This window comes from Cellulomonas fulva (assembly GCF_018531375.1).
Taxonomy (GTDB): domain Bacteria; phylum Actinomycetota; class Actinomycetes; order Actinomycetales; family Cellulomonadaceae; genus Cellulomonas; species Cellulomonas fulva.
Genome location: NZ_JAHBOH010000001.1, coordinates 618,986 through 635,797 on the forward strand (window position 1 = coordinate 618,986; position 16,812 = coordinate 635,797).

The window sequence follows — 16,812 nt, forward strand, 5'->3', positions numbered from 1 at the left end:
GGCGCCGGTCCGGCGCCGGGGTCAGCCCGCGCTGGGGTGCGGGGCCGCCTCGCGCTCCTCGTCCTCCGGCGGCGGGATCCGGCAGAAGCCCTCGACGACGAGCCCGACGACCGCGAGCACCACGGCCCCGACCGCGGCGGCCCCGGCGGACAGTGCACGGCCGCCGTTGCCGACGGTCTGGAGGTCCGTCACGAGCACGATCGTCTGCCCGGCGTACCAGCCGGTGAGCAGCGCGCCGGTGTAGCAGGACGCCTTGGCCAGCACCGCGGTGCGCGCGGCGCGGATGGGGTCGAGGTTCGGCCGCTTGCCGCGCAGGAACTGGCGGACCGCCCAGCCCAGCGAGAGCACCACGGCCGCGATGACGACCTCGACCGCGGCGACCAGCCACGGCACCTCGGGCGGCAGCCCGCCGTTGCCCTCGATCGCGTCGAACACGATCCACGTGGCGGCGGCGACCCCGAGCGCGACGACCAGGAGCGTCTGCCAGCGCGTGCGTCCCATCAGGCCCCCGGACCACCCGGGCGGGGTCCCGCGTCCGCCTCCCAGTGCGCCGCCGGCAGGGGCGCGGTCAGCCAGTCGAGCGCGAGCCAGCGCACGCCCTCGCGGTCGGGCGCGGTGGCCGCGAGCGCCGCGACGGGTCCGCCGCCGAGGCCCGGCAGGAACGCGTCCGGGTCCACCTGGGCCCAGGGCTGCAGGACGAACGCGCGCTCGTGCGCGCGAGGGTGCGGCAGCTCGAGGTCCTCGGTGACCGCGAGCACGGTCCCGTACACGATCAGGTCGACGTCGAGCGTGCGCGGGCCCCAGTGCTCGAGCCGCTCGCGCCCGTGCGCCTGCTCGACCGCCTGGGCCGCGCGCAGCAGCTCCCGCGGGGCCAGCGAGGTGCGCACCAGCACGACGGCGTTGAGGAAGTCCGGCTGGTCCGGCCCGCCCACGGGCGCCGTACGCGCCAGCGGCGAGACGTCCACGATCTCGATCCCCGGCACCTGGCCGATCTCGGTGATCGCGGCGCGCAGCGTCTCCTGCGCATTGCCGAGGTTCGCGCCGAACGCGAGCACCGCGTCGACGGGCGCGTCGGGCGCGACGTCGAGGCGGTCCGTGACCACCTCGCCCACGACCTCGTCGTCGGCGGGCGCCGCGATCGGAGCCGGCGCCTCGAGGTCGGGGACCGTGAACGCGGTCGTCGGCTGGTCGTCGGGCGCGACGGGCAGCTGCGCGGTCCCGGTCGGCGGCTCGAGGGGCGGCACGACGAGCGGCGCGACGTCGAGGGGGGCGATCTCGAGCGGCTGCTCGACCGCGCCGACCGCGTGCGTCGGCGGGGCGGTCACGGGCGGCACGTACGGCTCGGCGGCGGGCAGCTTGGTCCGGTCCCGCCGGATCGCGACCACCACGTCACCGAACGGCACCGCGATGGGCGCCTGCGGCTTGTGCACCGCCACGTCCACCGCGCTGACGGTCCCGTCCGCCAGGACGGTCGCCGCGATCCGCTCGGCCAGGGTCTCGATCAGGTCGTACGCCGGGCCCTCGATCACGGCCACGACGAGCTCGGCGAGCTCCCCGTAGTGCAGCGTGTGCCGCAGGTCGTCGCCCGCCGCGGCTCGTCGGGTGTCCAGGTGCACGACGACGTCCACGACGAACGTCTGCCCGTCCCGCTTCTCGTGCTCGAAGACCCCGTGGTAGCCGGTCGCGCTCACGCCCGTCAGCCGGATCTGGTCGAGACGGTTCCCGCGGGCGTCCGTCACCGGCCCTGTCGCGTCGCTCACCGCGACTCCTCTCTCGTCGTACCCGCGCCGCTCGTCGTACCCGCGCCCCCGCTCGTCGTACCCCGGACACCCTCCCACGCCGCGGCGACGCGGACGGCGTCCGCGGACGCCGCGACGTCGTGCACCCGCACGCACCACGCGCCCGCCGCCGCGGCCAGCGCGGTGACCGCGGCGGTCGCGTGGTCGCGCTGCAGCGGCGGCGCGGGCGTGCCGTCCGGCGCCGCGAGCAGGTGGCCCAGGAAGCGCTTGCGGCTCGCCCCGACGAGCACGGGGAACCCGTCGCCGACGAGCTCGGGCAGCCGGGCGAGCAGCGGCCAGTTGCTGGCGCCCGGCTTCGCGAACCCCAGCCCCGGGTCCAGCACCACCTGCTCGTCGCGCACGCCCGCCGCCCGCAGCGCGTCGACGCGCTCGGCGAGCTCGCGCCGCACGTCCGTCACCACGTCGTCGTAGTCGTCCAGCTCGTCCATCACGTCCGCGTGCCCGCGCCAGTGCATCGCCACGTACGCGACCCCGGTCTCCGCGACGACCCCGTACATCGCGTCGTCGGCCAGGCCGCCGGACACGTCGTTCACGACGAGCGCGCCCGCCTCGGCCGCCGCGCGCGCCACCTGCGCCCGCGTGGTGTCGACGCTGACCGCCACGCCGCGGCGCACCAGCTCGGTGATCACCGGCAGCACGCGCTCGCGCTCCTCGTCGATCGGCACCCGCCTGGCCCCGGGCCGCGTCGACTCGCCGCCCACGTCGAGCAGGTCCGCGCCCTGCTCGAGCAGCGTCAACCCGTGCGCCACCGCGGCGCCGGGCGTGAACCACCGCCCGCCGTCGGAGAAGGAGTCGGGCGTGACGTTCACGACCCCCATCACCAGGGTGCGGCCGGCCTCGCGGAGCGGGGGCGGGAGCACGGCAGGTCCGACGACGTCCACCCCCCGAGCCTAGGGGGCGGCGAACCGCGTGACCCGTGTCGGCGGCCGGGCCTACGCTGCGGGAGTCCGGAGAATCCGGGCGTATCCACCCTCCCGGGGCAGCGGCGCCCGCAGGCGCGTCGCACGGGGGACGACGAGCGAGGAGAGAGTCATGCCGCACGGGGACATCACGCACATCGACATCCCGGTCTCGGACAACGAGGCCGGCGGCCGCTTCTACGGCGGGCTCTTCGGCTGGCAGATCGCCGAGATCCCCGGCTTCGAGGGCTACCCCATGTGGCAGGCGCCCAACAAGATCAGCGGCGGCGGCCTCGCACCCCGCTCCGAGGGGTTCACCCAGCCCCGCAGCTACGTCGAGGTCGACTCGATCGACGAGTCGCTCGCCAAGGTCACCGAGCTCGGCGGCAAGGTCCTGCGCGGCAAGGAGCCCATCGACGACAAGAGCTGGTGGGCGATCTTCGAGGACCCGGACGGCAACGTCATGGGCCTCTACGAAGGAGCCCCCGGCGCCGACTCGTGACACCCGGTGAACGCCTGCGCGTGGCCAGCAGACCCCTCAGCGGGACGCGTGCGGCGGGGTTGGCGCCCAGGTGATGTCGGGCAGGTCGTCGTACCGTGCTTGCGCGTCGGCAGACATCACGGTGCGCGAGTGTTCGGCAGCGGTCGCCGCGATGATCAGGTCGTGTGCACCGCGGGGGCGTCCGGTGCGGCGGGTATGGGCAAGGAGACGTGCGTGCATGTTCGCAGTCCGGGCCGTGTAGTCCAGGACGGGGACGGATGACACGATCGCGTCCAGAACCGCCTGGCGGTGCGCCGCCCTCGAGGGGGTATCGGCGAGCTCGACGCCGAGTCGGAACTCGGCGACGGTGATGGCCGCGATAGCGACGTCGTCGTCGGCGAGCGCGGCGCGGTCCAGGGTGCGGCGCTCGAACGCTATGAGGGCGGTGGTGTCGAGGATCAGGCGTCGGGCCACGGGTTCCCGTTCGAGAGCAGCTTCGTCGCCGCGGTGATGTCCGCCTCGAACGTGTCGTCCAAGGACACTGTGGAGGCGTCGAGGGCGTCGCTCAGGGCGCGACCGGACGCGACGGGGACGGGCCGCAGCTCCGCGACGGGGACACCGGCCCGGGTGATGGTGATGGTGTCGCCGTGCTGGACCGCGTCCAGGACCTCCGAGAAGCCTCGCGAGACGCGGGTGGCTGTCATGGTCCGCATAGCACCGACAGTATCAGATAATCAGACATCGGTCCCCGGGGATGTCGCCGACGCATGAAAGCTGACCCCTGGGGCCCGTTGCATCTTGACCCCTCCAAGAACCATTGGAGGGTGATCACGATGGAGCACTGGGCTGAGATCGGTAGGTTGCGTCGAGCGGAGAGCGTTCCGATCAAGGAGGCCGCGCGCCGCTTGGGGATGGCGCGGACACGGTGCGGGCGGCGTTGGCCTCCGGCGCGCCACCGAGGTATGAGCGTGCAACGCGGCCTTCGCTGGTCGACGCGGTGGAGCCCCAGGTGTGGGCGCTGCTGCGGGAGCCCGACGATGGCGGCGACGGTGGTCGCCGAGCGGACCGGCTGGTCGCACTCGATGAGGATCACGTCATGCCGCAGGGGACATCACGCACATCGACATCCCGGTCTCGGACAACGAGGCCGCCAGCCGCTTCTACGGCGGCCTCTTCGGCTGGCAGATCGCGGAGATCCCCGGCTTCGAGGGCTACCCCATGTGGCAGGCGCCCAACAAGATCAGCGGCGGCGGCCTCGCACCGCGCTCCGAGGTCTTCACCCAGCCACGCAGCTACGTCGAGGTCGACTCGATCGACGAGTCCCTCGCCAAGGTCACCGAGCTCGAACGAGGTCCGCGCGATCCCTGCGGCGTCAGAGGACGACGTCTTGCGACCCAGAGCGTCGTACGCGTACCGCAGCGTCCGACCCTGCCCGTTGGTCACCGCGGTCACCTGCCCCAGCAGGTCGCAGGCGGCCCGGGTCGCTCGCCGTGACCTGCCGGCCCGCGAAGTCGTAGGAGTACCCAGGAGTTGTCGTCACCGCCCGCCACGCCATTGCGGCCCTGGTCGGCGACCGTGGTCAGATTCCCCGCCGGATCGTAGCCGTGCCCCACGCTCACCACCCCACCGGCCGGCCTGGCACGGCCGTCGAACCCGGGCACACTGCCCGCCCCCGTCAGCGGATCGATGGCGACCTTGGGAGCGGGGATTGTGCTCGGTCAGCTCGACCGTGCGACCCCGCACGTCGGTGACGGTCGTCGTGGCCGTGCCGTGGCACCGCGCCCTGGTTCCCGATCCCGTTCATCACTGCATCTCGCCAGGCCGAAGGGAACACCGTCCTTCGTCGTTGCACGCCTTCCGACCAAGGAGAGGCAAGCGTCGTCGAAACCTCGGACACTCGCCTACACATCGACGCCGGCAGGGTCTTCCGCGACCATTCTTATGCGATTCGACGGCCCCATCTAGTAATCAGCGAAATCTATCCGGGATCCGAGCGAGCCTCACCTGCACGTCCAGCCCGTCGGACGGGACGGAGGCATCAGCCCAGACCGCTCCGGCGGCTAGCCATCGGTACCTATAACGCTTGGCTGCGACTTCAGTCGCGTCGCCATATCCGAATTCGACACCGCAACACGGGCAGAAATCCCACGAGGGGTCGCTGCCGGACTGCCCCCATGGCGGCTGATCGGGGAGATAGCCGCAAACGCGGCAGCATACATTCTGTTCACTGTGCATTGAAGTAGTCCATGTTGGTCGCATATCCATGCTGAGTCCGCCCGGTCATGCCGAGACTCCGCCACATACGTGCCCCACCCGAACGCACCGACCATCCACGCCGGCACCGACGTCGCATCGAAGTACGTCGTGACTGTCTCGCCACCCAACACCCGCGCCCCACCAGACGCCCCCTTCCTGGTGATCTGCGGGAGCGTGAGCGTCTAGATGCGTGACTTACGAGACGTGGCATTAGCAATCGTCCTGAAGAACTACGCCGCGACATTCCACAGAGATGCTCCGATCGCCCTCCCATTTAACATCGCATTGAATGCCGCCTTGGAGTTCAGCGATGCTGACGTGCGCAACCTCGCTCAAGCCCCAGTCGATATTCTCAGGATGCTCCAGCATGTATATGTTTAGGCCGCCGTGGAGCATAAAGAGCTGGACGCCGTCGAGCTCGATGCGCACGGCGCGCGATACCTGGCGCGGACGACCGGTCTTGCCGTCGATCACCATCGAGAACGTCAGGTGCACAGAATACCCGTGGTGGGCAAACTCGATCCTGGTCAACAGCGCTTCTGAGAGACCTCCCTCGCCGTAAAGCCATTCGACAACGGCGCCGGGTCCCAAGATTCTCATCTCGAAAGAACCCGAATGCCGTGCGAACCACTGTTCCCGGCGACATTGCCATGCCCGTCCAAGCAGTTGTTTGCCCTATTGCGAATGCGGATATCCCACCCGCCTCCTCGACTCGTGATGCACACCTGCTCGCCCGTCCGGTTCGAATAGATATAGCCGGATTTTTTCCCAGGTGAGGCTCGGGCGGAATCCATTGTCGAGCAAGCCGGATCGAAAATCGATCATTAGTCTTCCCCTGACTCTCCCCCGCTGAAGACGCCCTTAGCCAACTCAGCCGTCCTCTCAGCTCACCGAGATCCGCGTCGACGTCGCATCTCCGCACCCATCAAAGCACCGCGCCCACCGGCGCGGAGGACGCCTCGAACGATTGGTCGCGATCAGGCCGCGAGCATGGCCAGGCCGATGGAGCCGACCAGTGCGAGGACCGCGACGACTGAGACGGCCACCAAGACGGTGCGGGAGCGCATGAACCTCACGGGCGTACCTCCGGGTCTTCGGCGCCGTCGGCCGTCGGCTGAGAGGACTGCCCTGCGGCCTGCTCGGACGCCAGGCGGGGTTCCGTGCGGCGCTCGGGGCGGAAACCGGCCTTGTCGGCGTAGAACGCGCGGATGACGTCCATGTCGGCGCGCACGTCGCCGGTGAGCTCGATGGTCGGGCCCAGGCCCGTGGTCATCGTCGTGCGGTCGACGTAGCCGAGGGTGACACCCCAGCCCGTCTCGCGGGCGATGCGGTAGAAGCCCGACTTCCAGCCCTGGCCGCTGCGGGTGCCCTCGGGCGTCACGACGAGGTAGAACCGCTCGCCGTCGCGCACGCGGGCGATCAGCTCGTCGACCAGGCCAGCGGGATCGCGGCGGTCGACGGGGATGCCGCCCAGGCCGCGCATGAGCGGGCCGGCCGGGCCGGAGAACAGCGTGTGCTTGCCGAGCCAGCGGAACGGGATGCCCTGCTCCCAGGCGATCGCGAGCATCAGGACGAAGTCCCAGTTCGAGGTGTGCGGGGCGCCGATGAGGATGCCGGCACCGTCGCGCGGCGGGCGCTCGGTGACCAGGCGCCAGCGGCTGACCCGCCAGTAGGCGCGCGCTGCGGCGCGTCGGAGGTCCATGGGATCAGCGCGCGTGGATGAGGCTCATGGCCTCGGCCCGGGTGGCGACGTCACGCATCTGGCCGCGGACCGCCGAGGTGACCGTGCGGGAGCCGGGCTTGCGGACGCCGCGCATCGACATGCACAGGTGCTCGCACTCGACCACGACGATCACGCCGCGCGGCTCGAGCGCCTCGACCAGCGCGTCGGCGATCTGCGACGTCAGCCGCTCCTGCACCTGCGGGCGGCGCGCGAACACGTCCACCAGCCGCGCGAGCTTGGACAGCCCCGTGATCCGGCCGTGCTCGCCCGGGATGTAGCCGACGTGGGCGACACCGTGGAACGGCACCAGGTGGTGCTCGCACGTCGAGTACACCTCGATGTCCTTGACCAGCACCATCTCCTCGTGACCGAGGTCGAACGTGGTGGTCAGCACGTCCTGCGGCGACATCCGCAGGCCGGCGAAGATCTCCCGGTACGCCCGGGCGACGCGCGCCGGGGTGTCCCGCAGGCCCTCGCGCTCGGGGTCCTCGCCGACCGCGAGCAGCAGCTCGCGGATGGCGGCCTCCGCGCGGTCCTGGTCGTACTCGCCGACGGCGCCGGTGGGGGCCGTGATCGGGTCGACCATCAGTCGAGCTCGGGCGTCTGCGACGGCGGCGTCTCGACGGCCTCGACCGGCGGGCGCTCGGGGTTCGCCGCGGCGGCCTCGTCCTCGGGCACGACGGCCTGGCCGTCCTGCACCGCGATCTCGGCGGGCGTGAGCACCGGCGGACGGTCGGAGACCGAGCGCTGGTCGCTCGAGAGCCAGACCTGGCGCGGCGGGCGCTTCACGATGGGCTGGAAGATCTCCGCCAGCTGCTGCGCGTTGAGCGTCTCCTTCTCGAGCAGCTCGAGCACCAGCGCGTCGAGCACGTCGCGGTACTCGACCAGGATCTCCCACGCCTCGTCGTGCGCGTCCTCGATCAGCCCGCGGACCGCGGCGTCGATGCGGCCCGCGACCTCCTCGGAGTAGTCCCGCTGGTGGCCCATGTCGCGGCCCAGGAAGACCTCGCCCGAGTCCTGGCCCAGCCGGATGGCGCCCAGGTCGCTGCTCATGCCGAACTGCGTGATCATCCGGCGCGCGGTCGCGGTCGCCTTCTCGATGTCGTTGCCCGCGCCCGTCGTCGGGTCGTGGAACACCAGCTCCTCCGCGACGCGCCCGCCCATGGCGTACGCGAGCTGGTCCAGCAGCTCGTTGCGCGTGACCGAGTACTTGTCCTCGACCGGCATGACCATCGTGTAGCCCAGCGCGCGGCCGCGCGGCAGGATCGTCACCTTGGTCACCGGGTCGGTGTAGCGCAGGGCCGCCGCGACCAGGGCGTGGCCGCCCTCGTGGTACGCGGTGAGCTTCTGCTCCTTGACGTTCATGACGCGCGTGCGCTTCTGCGGGCCGGCGACCACGCGGTCGATCGCCTCGTCCAGCGCGTGGTCGTCGATGAGCTGCGCGTTCTGGCGCGCGGTGAGCAGCGCGGCCTCGTTCAGCACGTTCGCCAGGTCCGCACCCGTGAAGCCGGGGGTCCGACGAGCGACGGCGGTCAGGTCCACGTGCGGCGCCATGGGCTTGCCCTGCGCGTGCACCGTGAGGATCCGCTCGCGGCCCTTGAGGTCCGGCGGCTCCACCGCGACCTGGCGGTCGAACCGGCCCGGGCGCAGCAGCGCGGGGTCCAGGATGTCCGGCCGGTTGGTCGCGGCGATCAGGATGACGTTCGTCTTGACGTCGAACCCGTCCATCTCGACGAGCATCTGGTTGAGCGTCTGCTCGCGCTCGTCGTGCCCGCCGCCCAGGCCCGCGCCACGGTGGCGACCGACGGCGTCGATCTCGTCGACGAAGATGATCGCCGGGCTGTTCTCCTTGGCCTGCTGGAACAGGTCACGCACGCGGCTGGCGCCGACGCCGACGAACATCTCGACGAAGTCGGAGCCGGAGATCGAGTAGAACGGGACGCCCGCCTCACCCGCGACGGCGCGGGCGAGCAGCGTCTTGCCGGTCCCGGGCGGGCCGTACAGCAGCACGCCCTTGGGGATCTTGGCGCCGACGGCCTGGAACTTGGCCGGCTCGGAGAGGAACTCCTTGATCTCCGTGAGCTCCTCGACGGCCTCGTCGACCCCCGCGACGTCCGCGAACGTGACCTGCGGGGACTCCTTGGAGACCAGCTTGGCGCGCGACTTGCCGAAGCTCATGACGCGCGAGCCGCCGCCCTGCATGTTCGACATGAGGAACCAGAAGATCGCCAGGATGATGATGAACGGCAGCACCAGCGACAGCAGGCTGCTCCACCAGGAGGTCTGCGGGTTCTCCGAGGTGAAGCCCTTGTCGAGGTCAGCGCTCTGCACGGCGTCCACGACCGTCTCGCCCTGCGGCGCGACGTACTGGAACTGCACGAGCTTGCCGAGGTTGTCCTCGCCCTTGACGAAGTCCTCCTTCAGCGTGAGCTCGACCCGCTGCACGCCGTCGGTGATCTTGGCCTGCTCGGCCTTGCCGTCGGCGAGCAGCTCGAGGCCGTCGGAGGTGTCGATGGACTTCACGGACGGCTGGGTCAGCGTGCTCACGCCGATCCACAGCAGCACGACGGCCAGGGCGATCCACAGCAGGGGACCGCGCACGAGGCGCTTGGCGTTCATAGGCGTTCGGGGCAGGGCCCCTCATCCTCCTGGTCGGTCGACCGGCATGTGCCGTCGGACGGGCTGATCGCCTCGAAAGTACACGGTGGTGCTGTTCTTCCCGGGGCCTGTTCGCGCAGGGCACACCCGGTCCGCACCGGGTCCACACCGCGCGGGCACCGGCGTGGGCGCGGTCAGGCGCCGTACACGTGCGGCGCGAGCGTCCCGACGAACGGCAGGTTCCGGTAGCGCTCGGCGTAGTCGAGCCCGTACCCGACGACGAACTCCGACGGGATGTCGAAGCCCACGTACCGCACGTCGACCTCGACCTTCGCGGCGTCCGGCTTGCGCAGCATCGTCGCGATCTCGACGCTCGCCGGACCGCGGCTGCGCAGGTTCGAGACGAGCCAGGACAGCGTGAGACCCGAGTCGATGATGTCCTCGACGATCAGCACGTGCCGGCCCGTCAGGTCGGTGTCCAGATCCTTGAGGATCCGCACCACGCCGGAGGACTTGGTCCCCGAGCCGTACGACGAGACCGCCATCCAGTCCATCGCGACCGACGAGTGCAGGCGCCGCGCCAGGTCCGCCATGACCATGACGGCACCCTTGAGGACGCCGACCAGCAGCACGTCCTTGCCCTCGTAGTCGGCGTCGATCTGCGCCGCGATCTCGTCGAGCCGCGTGTGCAGCTGCTCCTGGGTGAGCAGGACCTTCTCGAGGTCGTCTCCCATGTCCGCAGGGTCCACTGCCGCTCCCGTCACGCGTTCGGTTCGTCTGTCGCCGGCTCGTCGTCGGGCCCGACGACAAGCGTGCCACAGGCACGGCGCGCCACCCGACTCCCGGGCAGGTGGACCGGGCCCTGGCCGCGCCAGTCGGTCAGCAGCGCGTCCACCGCGAGCACGTGGACGCGGTGCACCGCGCCCGCGGGCGCGCCCGCGGCGACCACCGCCGACCGCACCGCGCGGCGCCGCACCGCGTCCGGCGCCCCGACGAGCGTCGCGACGTCGAGCCGCACGTCGATCGCCTCGTCGGGTCCGTCGTTCGACGAGCAGTCCGACGAGCGGTCCGACGAGTCGGCCGATGCGGCGCGCGCCGTCGCGAGCAGCTCCGCCGCGGCGTGGTCGAGCGCGTCCGCGTCCTCCCGCAGCTGCGCGGCGGACCGGGCCAGGGCGCGAGCCACGCCCGGTCCCAGGACACGCTCCAGCGTGGGCAGCGCCTCGGCCCGCACCCGGCTGCGCAGCGGGTCGCCGGGAGCCCCCGCGTTCGTCGGGTCGTGCCACGGCTCGAGCCCCAGCGCCGCGCACGCGCCGAGCGTGTCCTCGCGCGTCAGGCCCAGCAGCGGGCGGCGCAGCACGCCCCGCACCGCGGGCATGCCCGCGAGCGAGCGCGCGCCCGAGCCGCGCGCCAGCCCGAGCAGGACCGTCTCCGCCTGGTCGTCGAGCGTGTGCCCCAGCAGCACGGCCGCCGCGCCGTGCTCGTCCGCCGCGGCCTCGAGCGCGGCGTACCGCGCGTCCCGGGCGGCGGCCTCGGGTCCGCCCGGACCGTCCACCTGCACCCGCACGACGAGCACGGGATCGAGCCCCAGCGCGCGGCACGTGCCCGCGGTCCGCCGCGCGACCTCGTCGGACCCCGCGACCAGCCCGTGGTCGACGACCACCGCTCCGGCCCGCCGGCGCGCGGCCCGGCCCGACCGGGGGACCGCGAAGGCCGCGCCCGCCGCGAGCGCGAGCGAGTCGGGTCCGCCCGAGCACGCGACCAGCACGAGCGCGTCGTCGGGCAGGTCCACGACCGCGGCGGTGACGGCCGAGCGGATCGCGGCGACCCGCGGGTCGGGACCGGGCACGCCCGGCTCAGCCGTGCACGCGACGCACCCACGCGTCGGGCTCGGCGATCTCCGCGGACGTCGGCAGGTGCGCGGCGGCCGTCCACACCTCGTTGAACCCCGAGACGCCGACCCGACGCCGCACGGCGCGCACGAACGCCGCGCCCTCGCGGTACTGCGCGAGCTTCTCGTCCATCCCGAGCAGGCGGCGCACCAGCCGACCGGTGCCCCGCGCGTTCGCGCCCGAGTCGCGGCGGGCCTCGAACTTGCGCCGGATCTCCCGGACGCTCGGCACCACACCGCGGCCCACGGCGTCCATGGTGACGTCGGCGTGGCCCTCGAGCAGGGCCATCACCGCGCCGACCTCGTCGAACAGGTCGCGCTGCTCGGGGGTCAGCACGTCGAGGACGCTGCCCGTGCCGGACACCACGCGGGACAGGCCGGTCATGAGCGTGCCGACCGGCTCGTCGGACGTCCGCGCGAAGTCCGTCAGCAGCTGCCCGGACCGTTCGCGCAGGTGCGCCGCGAGCCACGGCGCCGCCGCGAACTGCAGCGCGTGGGTCTGCTCGTGCAGCGCGACCCACAGCCGGAAGTCGTCCTCCGGAACCTTCAGCTCGCGCTCGACGTGCAGGACGTTGGGCGCGACCAGGAGGAGCCGTCCCTCGCCCGGCGCCTCAAGGGGCCGGCCCGGAGCGGGGGTGAACGGGTCGAACTGGCCGAGCACCTTGCTCGAGAGCAGCGCGAGCACGCCGCCGACCTGCAGCCCTCCGGCCCGCCGCCCCGCGAGCGTGGCGCGTGGCGTCGCGTCGGCGAGCGGGGCCGCCATGACCTCGAACATCCGGGTGTTCGCGCGCGCCCAGCCGGCGCGGTCCACGACGATCACCCGCGACACGGCCGCCGGGTCGCGTCCGTCGGCAGGACTCATCCGCGTGGCGCGCACCACGTGCTCCGCGGCCACGCCCGCGACCTCCCGCAGCCCCTCGACCAGGTCCTCGAGCACGGGTCGCGGCGCGGTGCTGCCGGGCGGCGCGATCCGCCCCGCCACGCGCGCGGCGGTCGCCCAGTCGACGGGACCCCGCGGCGCGCTCACGACGTCACCGTAACCCGGAGCCATCCCCCCGGGTCCCCGGAAGGCGTCGAGCGGGTCAGCCGCGGCAGCCGCACTCGTGGAGGTCGGTGACGAACTCGTCGATCGCGGCGCGCGCGCCCCACGGGCCGTCGGCGACCGGGTGCGTGGTGAGGACCGCGAAGGCGAGCTGGCGGCCGTCCGCGGTCACCACCGTGCCCGCGAGGGCCTTGATGCCGTTGAGGCTGCCGGTCTTGGCGCGGACCAGGCCGCGCGCGGGCGACTCGAGGTACCGGTCGTCCAGCGTGCCCGTCAGCCCGCCGATCGGCAGGCCGGGGGCGATGGGCCGCAGCGCGGGCTCGTCGGGGTCCATGACCAGCAGGACCAGCTGCTCGAGGGTCTGCGGGGTCAGCTCGGAGCCGTCCGCGAGACCCGAGGCGTCGGCGAGCGTGGCGCCCGTGACGTCGACGCCCAGCCGCGCGACCGCGCGCAGCACCGCCTGCGTCCCGCCCTCGAAGCTCGCGGGCAGCCCCTGGTCGAGTGCGACGAGCCGCGAGACCACTTCGGTGATGGTGTTGTCGGAGTGCTCGAGGAAGAGCTGCACCACCTGGGTCAGGGGCGCGGACGTCACCGAGGCGAGCGTCGTCGCGCTGTCCGACGCGGCGCCGCGGCGCGGGTCGCCGGACACCCCGATGCCCGCCTCCGCGAGCCGGTCGGCGAACACCTCGGCCGCGGCCATCGTCGGGTCGGGGTAGCGCGGCGGGTACTCGACGTCCGTCCTCGTCGCGCCGATGTGCACGGCCAGCGGCGTCACGGGGGCGACGTAGCCGAGCGCGAGGTCCCCCTCGGTCCAGGTCGGGTGCAGGGACGGGCCGGAGAACAGCGTGTCGTCGACGAGCAACGTCACCTCGGTCAGCCCCGCGAGCTTGAGCCGCTTCGCGGCGGCGCGGGCCAGGTCGCCCAGGCCCGCGTGCCCGTCGACGAGCGTCGGGTCGCCCTCGTCGGGCGCCAGCATCATGTCCCCGCCCCCGACGAGCACGATCTGGTCGCCGCTGCCGCGCACGACCCGGGTCTCGACCCCCGCGCCGCCGTCGAGCGTGCCGAGCGCGGCGACCGCCGTCACCAGCTTCTGCGTGGAGGCGGGCACGCGCGGGACGTCCGCGCGGTGCTCCGCGAGCACCTGGCCGGTGAGCTGGTCCGCGACGACGACGCCGGAGAACTTGAGGCGATCGTCGTCGACCAGCGCGTCGACCAGCGCGTCGACGCCGTCGGCGGACGGCTGCGGCGCCTGCGGGTCGAGCGCGCCGAGGGCCGGCACGACGTCGTCCGGCTCGACCGCCCCCGGGGCCGTGGGGAAGGGTGCGGCGTCCGCCGGCACGGGGTCGAGCGTCATCACGCCGGGCACGACGTCGTACGCGTCGGCCACGGCGTAGCCGCCGAGCCCGAGCACCAGGACGAGCATCGTCGTGCCGACGACGCGGGCGCCTGTGGCCATGATCACGCTCCGTAGCTCGTCCCGGTACGGGCGGGGAGGGACGGCCCGCCCGCCGGTGCGTCAGACTATGACGACGAGACGAGGTGACCGACCCACCGGCGCGCCGGTCACCGCCGAGGTGACCGACAGCGCAGGCCCACCGGCCGGCGGTTCGGCGGACAGGAGTGCTGTGGAGTTCGACGTCACGATCGAGATCCCCAAGGGTCAGCGGAACAAGTACGAGGTGGACCACGCCACGGGGCGCATCCGGCTCGACCGCATGCTCTTCACCTCGACGCGCTACCCCGACGACTACGGCTTCATCGAGGGCACCCTCGGCGAGGACGGCGACCCGCTCGACGCGCTCGTCCTGCTGGAGGAGCCCACGTTCCCCGGCTGCCTGATCCGCTGCCGCGCGCTCGGCATGTTCCGCATGCGCGACGAGGCGGGCGGCGACGACAAGGTGCTCTGCGTCCCGACGGGCGACCAGCGCGCCGCGTGGCGCCAGGACATCGACGACGTCTCCGACTTCCACCGCCTGGAGATCCAGCACTTCTTCGAGGTCTACAAGGACCTCGAGCCCGGCAAGTCCGTCGAGGGCGCGCACTGGACGGGCCGCGCGGAGGCGGAGGCGGAGATCCAGCGCTCGCGCCAGCGCGCGATCGACGCCGGCTACGACCACTGACGCGGCCACCGACCCGCTGACGGCAGCCGCACCGCCGGTACGAGGCGACGCCCGGTCCCCCGAGGGGGGCCGGGCGTCGTCGTGCGGGCGCCTGCTCGCGCCCGGCACGTGAGGCTACCGGTGCGCCCGGGTCACGGACGGCCCGCGTACGGCATCGCGTCGTAGTAGCGCATCGGAGCGATGCGCACGGTCAGCCCCGGCCGCGGGGCCTCGATGATCTGCCCACCGCCGATGTACATCGCCACGTGGTAGACCGAGTTCGGGTCGTTCGGGTTGGTGCCCCAGAAGACCAGGTCACCGGGCCGCATCGACGAGTAGCTGATCTTCAGCACCTGCTTGTACTGGTCCCGCGAGGTCCGGTAGAGGCCGACGCCGGCGGCGCTCCAGGACGTCATCGTGAGCCCCGAGCAGTCGTAGCCGGGTCCCGTGCCGCCCCACACGTACGGCGCACCGAGCCGCGTCCTGGCCACCGCCACCGCGGACTGCCCCATCGAGGACGACCCGCGCGAGGTCCCGGTGCCCAGCCCGTAGCCCGGGTTGGTGGGCGTCGGCGTGGGGGTCGGGGTCGGTCGCGGCGCCGGGGTGGTGGGCTCCGGGTCCGGGTCGGCCGGCGGGGTCGTCGGGTCGGGGTCCGGGTCCGCGGGCGGGGTCGTCGGGTCGGGGTCCGGGTCGGCCGGCGGGGTCGTCGGGTCGGGGTCCGACGGGGTCGTGGGGTCGGTCGGCCGCGCGGGCGGCGTCGTCGGCTCGGGGTCGGGCGTCTGCTCGCGCTCGCGCCGGGCCTCGTCCTCCTCGCGCCGACGCCGCTCCTCGTCGATCGCCTCCTGGCGGCGGCGCTCGGTCTCGACGCTCGTGTCCCGGGCGGCGGCGAGCTGGGTCAGGAGCGTGCCGCGCTCCGCCTCGGCCGTCCGCCGTGCCGCGTCCGCCTCGTCGGCCGTGCGCTGGGCCGTCTCGAGCGCGGTCTGCGCGGTGTCCTGCGCGGCCTGCGCGTCACGTGCCGCGTCCTGGGCCTGGTCGGCCAGGGCGCCCGCCACGAGCTGGGCCGCCTGGTAGGCCTGGACCGCGTCGTCCGCCTTGCTCGTGATCTGGTCCATCGCACTGGTCCGACGAGCCACGTCCTCGAACCCGTCGGCGGACAGCAGCGCCTCGACCACGTCGGCGGAACCCCCCGACCGCGCGACCTGGCGCGCGATCGCGACGAGCTCGCGACGCGCCTGCTCGGCGGTCCCGGCGGCGTCGGCGGACCGCTGCGCGGCCTCGTCGGACTCGTCCTGCGCGGCCTGCGCGTCGGTGAGCGCCTGCGTGTACGCCTCGCCGGCCTGCTGGACGGCCCGGTCGGCCGTGTCCGCCTCGGTGCTGAGCTGCGCGAGCCGGACCTCCATCTGCGCCACGGACTGCTCCGCGCTCGCGACGGCCTCCTGCGCACGCCGCACATCGTCGTCGCTCGGCCCCGTCGGGTCGGCGACCGCCCCGGGCGCACCGACGAGGAGGCTCGCGGCGGTCACTGCGACGAGCGCGAGCGCACCCGCGCTGCGGCCCGGCCGGCCGCCGGCTCGTCGATGCGTCACGCGCGCCCCTTCGTCGTCCCGTGCTCGTCGGGTGCCCGTCCGCGCGCGGCTGGTCGCCCGCCCGTCCACGTGCACTCGTCTGTCCGCGAGGGACGCTACCCGTCGCGACCTCAGAAGTGAACACCAGTCACAACAGTCACAGGAGTCACACGGATGTGACTCGGGACGAGTCGGGCGCCGCGGATGAATCTGTCTCGGACAGTGAGATAGGCGTGTCAGCACGTGGCACACGCGGCCTACTCTGCCGTCATGACCTGCCGCCGAATGTGTCGCTGACGCGCACGTTCGGCCTGCCTGCGGGCGGCCCGTCGACCACCTGACGGGCTGATCGACCCGCACGAGCCCTGCTCGACACGTGCGCCACCCTCCCCCTCCGCGGGACGGACGTCGGCTGCCCGAGCTCCCCGCGGATCCCGTCACGGACCAGCCGTCACCCACCGC

16 protein-coding genes and 2 pseudogenes are annotated in these 16,812 nt (G+C 72.9%); 4 read left to right on the forward strand and 14 right to left on the reverse strand.

Translation table 11 applies throughout. The features are described from left to right. Positions 1 to 21: 21 nt before the first annotated feature. From KIN34_RS02740 to folP, 3 genes are read right to left on the reverse strand one after another with little or no spacing between them, the layout of a single operon-like run. The gene (locus tag KIN34_RS02740) at positions 22 to 501 is read right to left on the reverse strand and encodes a DUF3180 domain-containing protein (RefSeq protein WP_214346312.1); all 480 of its coding nucleotides are present in this window, start codon (positions 499 to 501) and stop codon (positions 22 to 24) included. Next, positions 501 to 1,760: a 2-amino-4-hydroxy-6-hydroxymethyldihydropteridine diphosphokinase gene (gene folK / locus KIN34_RS02745; RefSeq protein WP_214346314.1), complete on the reverse strand. Its 1,260-nt coding sequence runs from the start codon at positions 1,758 to 1,760 to the stop codon at positions 501 to 503. The genes KIN34_RS02740 and folK overlap by 1 nt, the downstream gene beginning before the upstream one ends. Then, complete coding sequence (gene folP, locus KIN34_RS02750; protein ID WP_307858054.1) at positions 1,757 to 2,680, reverse strand: dihydropteroate synthase; 924 nt, start codon at positions 2,678 to 2,680, stop codon at positions 1,757 to 1,759. Before folP ends, folK begins: the two co-directional genes overlap by 4 nt. 151 nt (positions 2,681 to 2,831) lie before the next feature. Here folP and KIN34_RS02755 point away from each other — a divergent pair, with 151 nt between their 5' ends. Continuing rightward, entirely contained in the window at positions 2,832 to 3,200 is a 369-nt protein-coding gene (locus KIN34_RS02755) for a VOC family protein (protein ID WP_214346317.1), read from the forward strand. A gap of 36 nt (positions 3,201 to 3,236) precedes the next feature. Here KIN34_RS02755 and KIN34_RS02760 read toward each other — a convergent pair whose 3' ends face one another. Both KIN34_RS02760 and KIN34_RS02765 read right to left on the reverse strand, forming a co-directional pair. Next, positions 3,237 to 3,653: a PIN domain-containing protein gene (locus KIN34_RS02760; protein ID WP_214346320.1), complete on the reverse strand. Its 417-nt coding sequence runs from the start codon at positions 3,651 to 3,653 to the stop codon at positions 3,237 to 3,239. Further along, positions 3,638 to 3,892 (reverse strand): type II toxin-antitoxin system Phd/YefM family antitoxin, encoded by a 255-nt coding sequence (locus KIN34_RS02765; protein ID WP_214346322.1) that lies wholly within the window; start codon positions 3,890 to 3,892, stop codon positions 3,638 to 3,640. Before KIN34_RS02765 ends, KIN34_RS02760 begins: the two co-directional genes overlap by 16 nt. Positions 3,893 to 4,012: 120 nt before the next feature. Here KIN34_RS02765 and KIN34_RS16630 point away from each other — a divergent pair. Together KIN34_RS16630 and KIN34_RS16635 are read left to right on the forward strand one after the other, a co-directional pair. Next, a pseudogene (locus KIN34_RS16630) lies at positions 4,013 to 4,264 on the forward strand (IS21 family transposase); the annotation flags it as partial. A 25-nt stretch (positions 4,265 to 4,289) separates the two neighbouring features. After that, positions 4,290 to 4,520: pseudogene (locus tag KIN34_RS16635) on the forward strand (VOC family protein); the annotation flags it as partial. A 1,125-nt stretch (positions 4,521 to 5,645) separates the two neighbouring features. Here KIN34_RS16635 and KIN34_RS02775 read toward each other — a convergent pair. The 8 genes from KIN34_RS02775 to dacB form a co-directional block, all read right to left on the reverse strand. Then, positions 5,646 to 5,966, reverse strand: a complete 321-nt coding sequence (locus KIN34_RS02775) for a hypothetical protein (RefSeq protein WP_214346328.1) — start codon at positions 5,964 to 5,966, stop codon at positions 5,646 to 5,648. Between the two features lie 541 nt (positions 5,967 to 6,507). After that, a complete protein-coding gene (locus KIN34_RS02780; RefSeq protein WP_214346333.1) occupies positions 6,508 to 7,137 on the reverse strand; it encodes a 1-acyl-sn-glycerol-3-phosphate acyltransferase in 630 nt (209 codons plus the stop codon). Positions 7,138 to 7,141: 4 nt separating this feature from the next. After that, positions 7,142 to 7,744 carry a GTP cyclohydrolase I FolE gene (gene folE, locus KIN34_RS02785; RefSeq protein ID WP_214346348.1) on the reverse strand — a complete coding sequence of 201 codons (603 nt, stop codon included), beginning with the start codon at positions 7,742 to 7,744 and terminating at the stop codon, positions 7,142 to 7,144. Further along, entirely contained in the window at positions 7,744 to 9,777 is a 2,034-nt protein-coding gene (ftsH, locus tag KIN34_RS02790; RefSeq protein WP_214346351.1) for an ATP-dependent zinc metalloprotease FtsH, read from the reverse strand. Before ftsH ends, folE begins: the two co-directional genes overlap by 1 nt. Before the next feature lie 173 nt (positions 9,778 to 9,950). Next, a complete protein-coding gene (gene hpt, locus KIN34_RS02795) occupies positions 9,951 to 10,505 on the reverse strand; it encodes a hypoxanthine phosphoribosyltransferase (RefSeq protein ID WP_214346360.1) in 555 nt (184 codons plus the stop codon). 11 nt (positions 10,506 to 10,516) lie between these two features. Next, on the reverse strand, positions 10,517 to 11,602 hold the full coding sequence (gene tilS / locus KIN34_RS02800) for a tRNA lysidine(34) synthetase TilS (protein ID WP_214346362.1): 1,086 nt from the start codon (positions 11,600 to 11,602) through the stop codon (positions 10,517 to 10,519). 7 nt (positions 11,603 to 11,609) lie between these two features. After that, complete coding sequence (locus KIN34_RS02805; RefSeq protein WP_307858055.1) at positions 11,610 to 12,671, reverse strand: Rv3626c family coenzyme F420 biosynthesis-associated protein; 1,062 nt, start codon at positions 12,669 to 12,671, stop codon at positions 11,610 to 11,612. A 55-nt stretch (positions 12,672 to 12,726) separates the two neighbouring features. Then, positions 12,727 to 14,142 (reverse strand): D-alanyl-D-alanine carboxypeptidase/D-alanyl-D-alanine endopeptidase, encoded by a 1,416-nt coding sequence (gene dacB, locus KIN34_RS02810; RefSeq protein ID WP_214346367.1) that lies wholly within the window; start codon positions 14,140 to 14,142, stop codon positions 12,727 to 12,729. A 169-nt stretch (positions 14,143 to 14,311) separates the two neighbouring features. On the opposite strand from dacB, the gene KIN34_RS02815 reads away from it, so the two are divergent. Next, positions 14,312 to 14,806 (forward strand): inorganic diphosphatase, encoded by a 495-nt coding sequence (locus tag KIN34_RS02815; protein WP_214346370.1) that lies wholly within the window; start codon positions 14,312 to 14,314, stop codon positions 14,804 to 14,806. Positions 14,807 to 14,937: 131 nt separating this feature from the next. On the opposite strand, the gene KIN34_RS17265 is transcribed toward KIN34_RS02815, so the two are convergent. After that, on the reverse strand, positions 14,938 to 16,371 hold the full coding sequence (locus KIN34_RS17265) for a C40 family peptidase (RefSeq protein WP_214346373.1): 1,434 nt from the start codon (positions 16,369 to 16,371) through the stop codon (positions 14,938 to 14,940). Between the last annotated feature and the right edge of the window lie 441 nt (positions 16,372 to 16,812).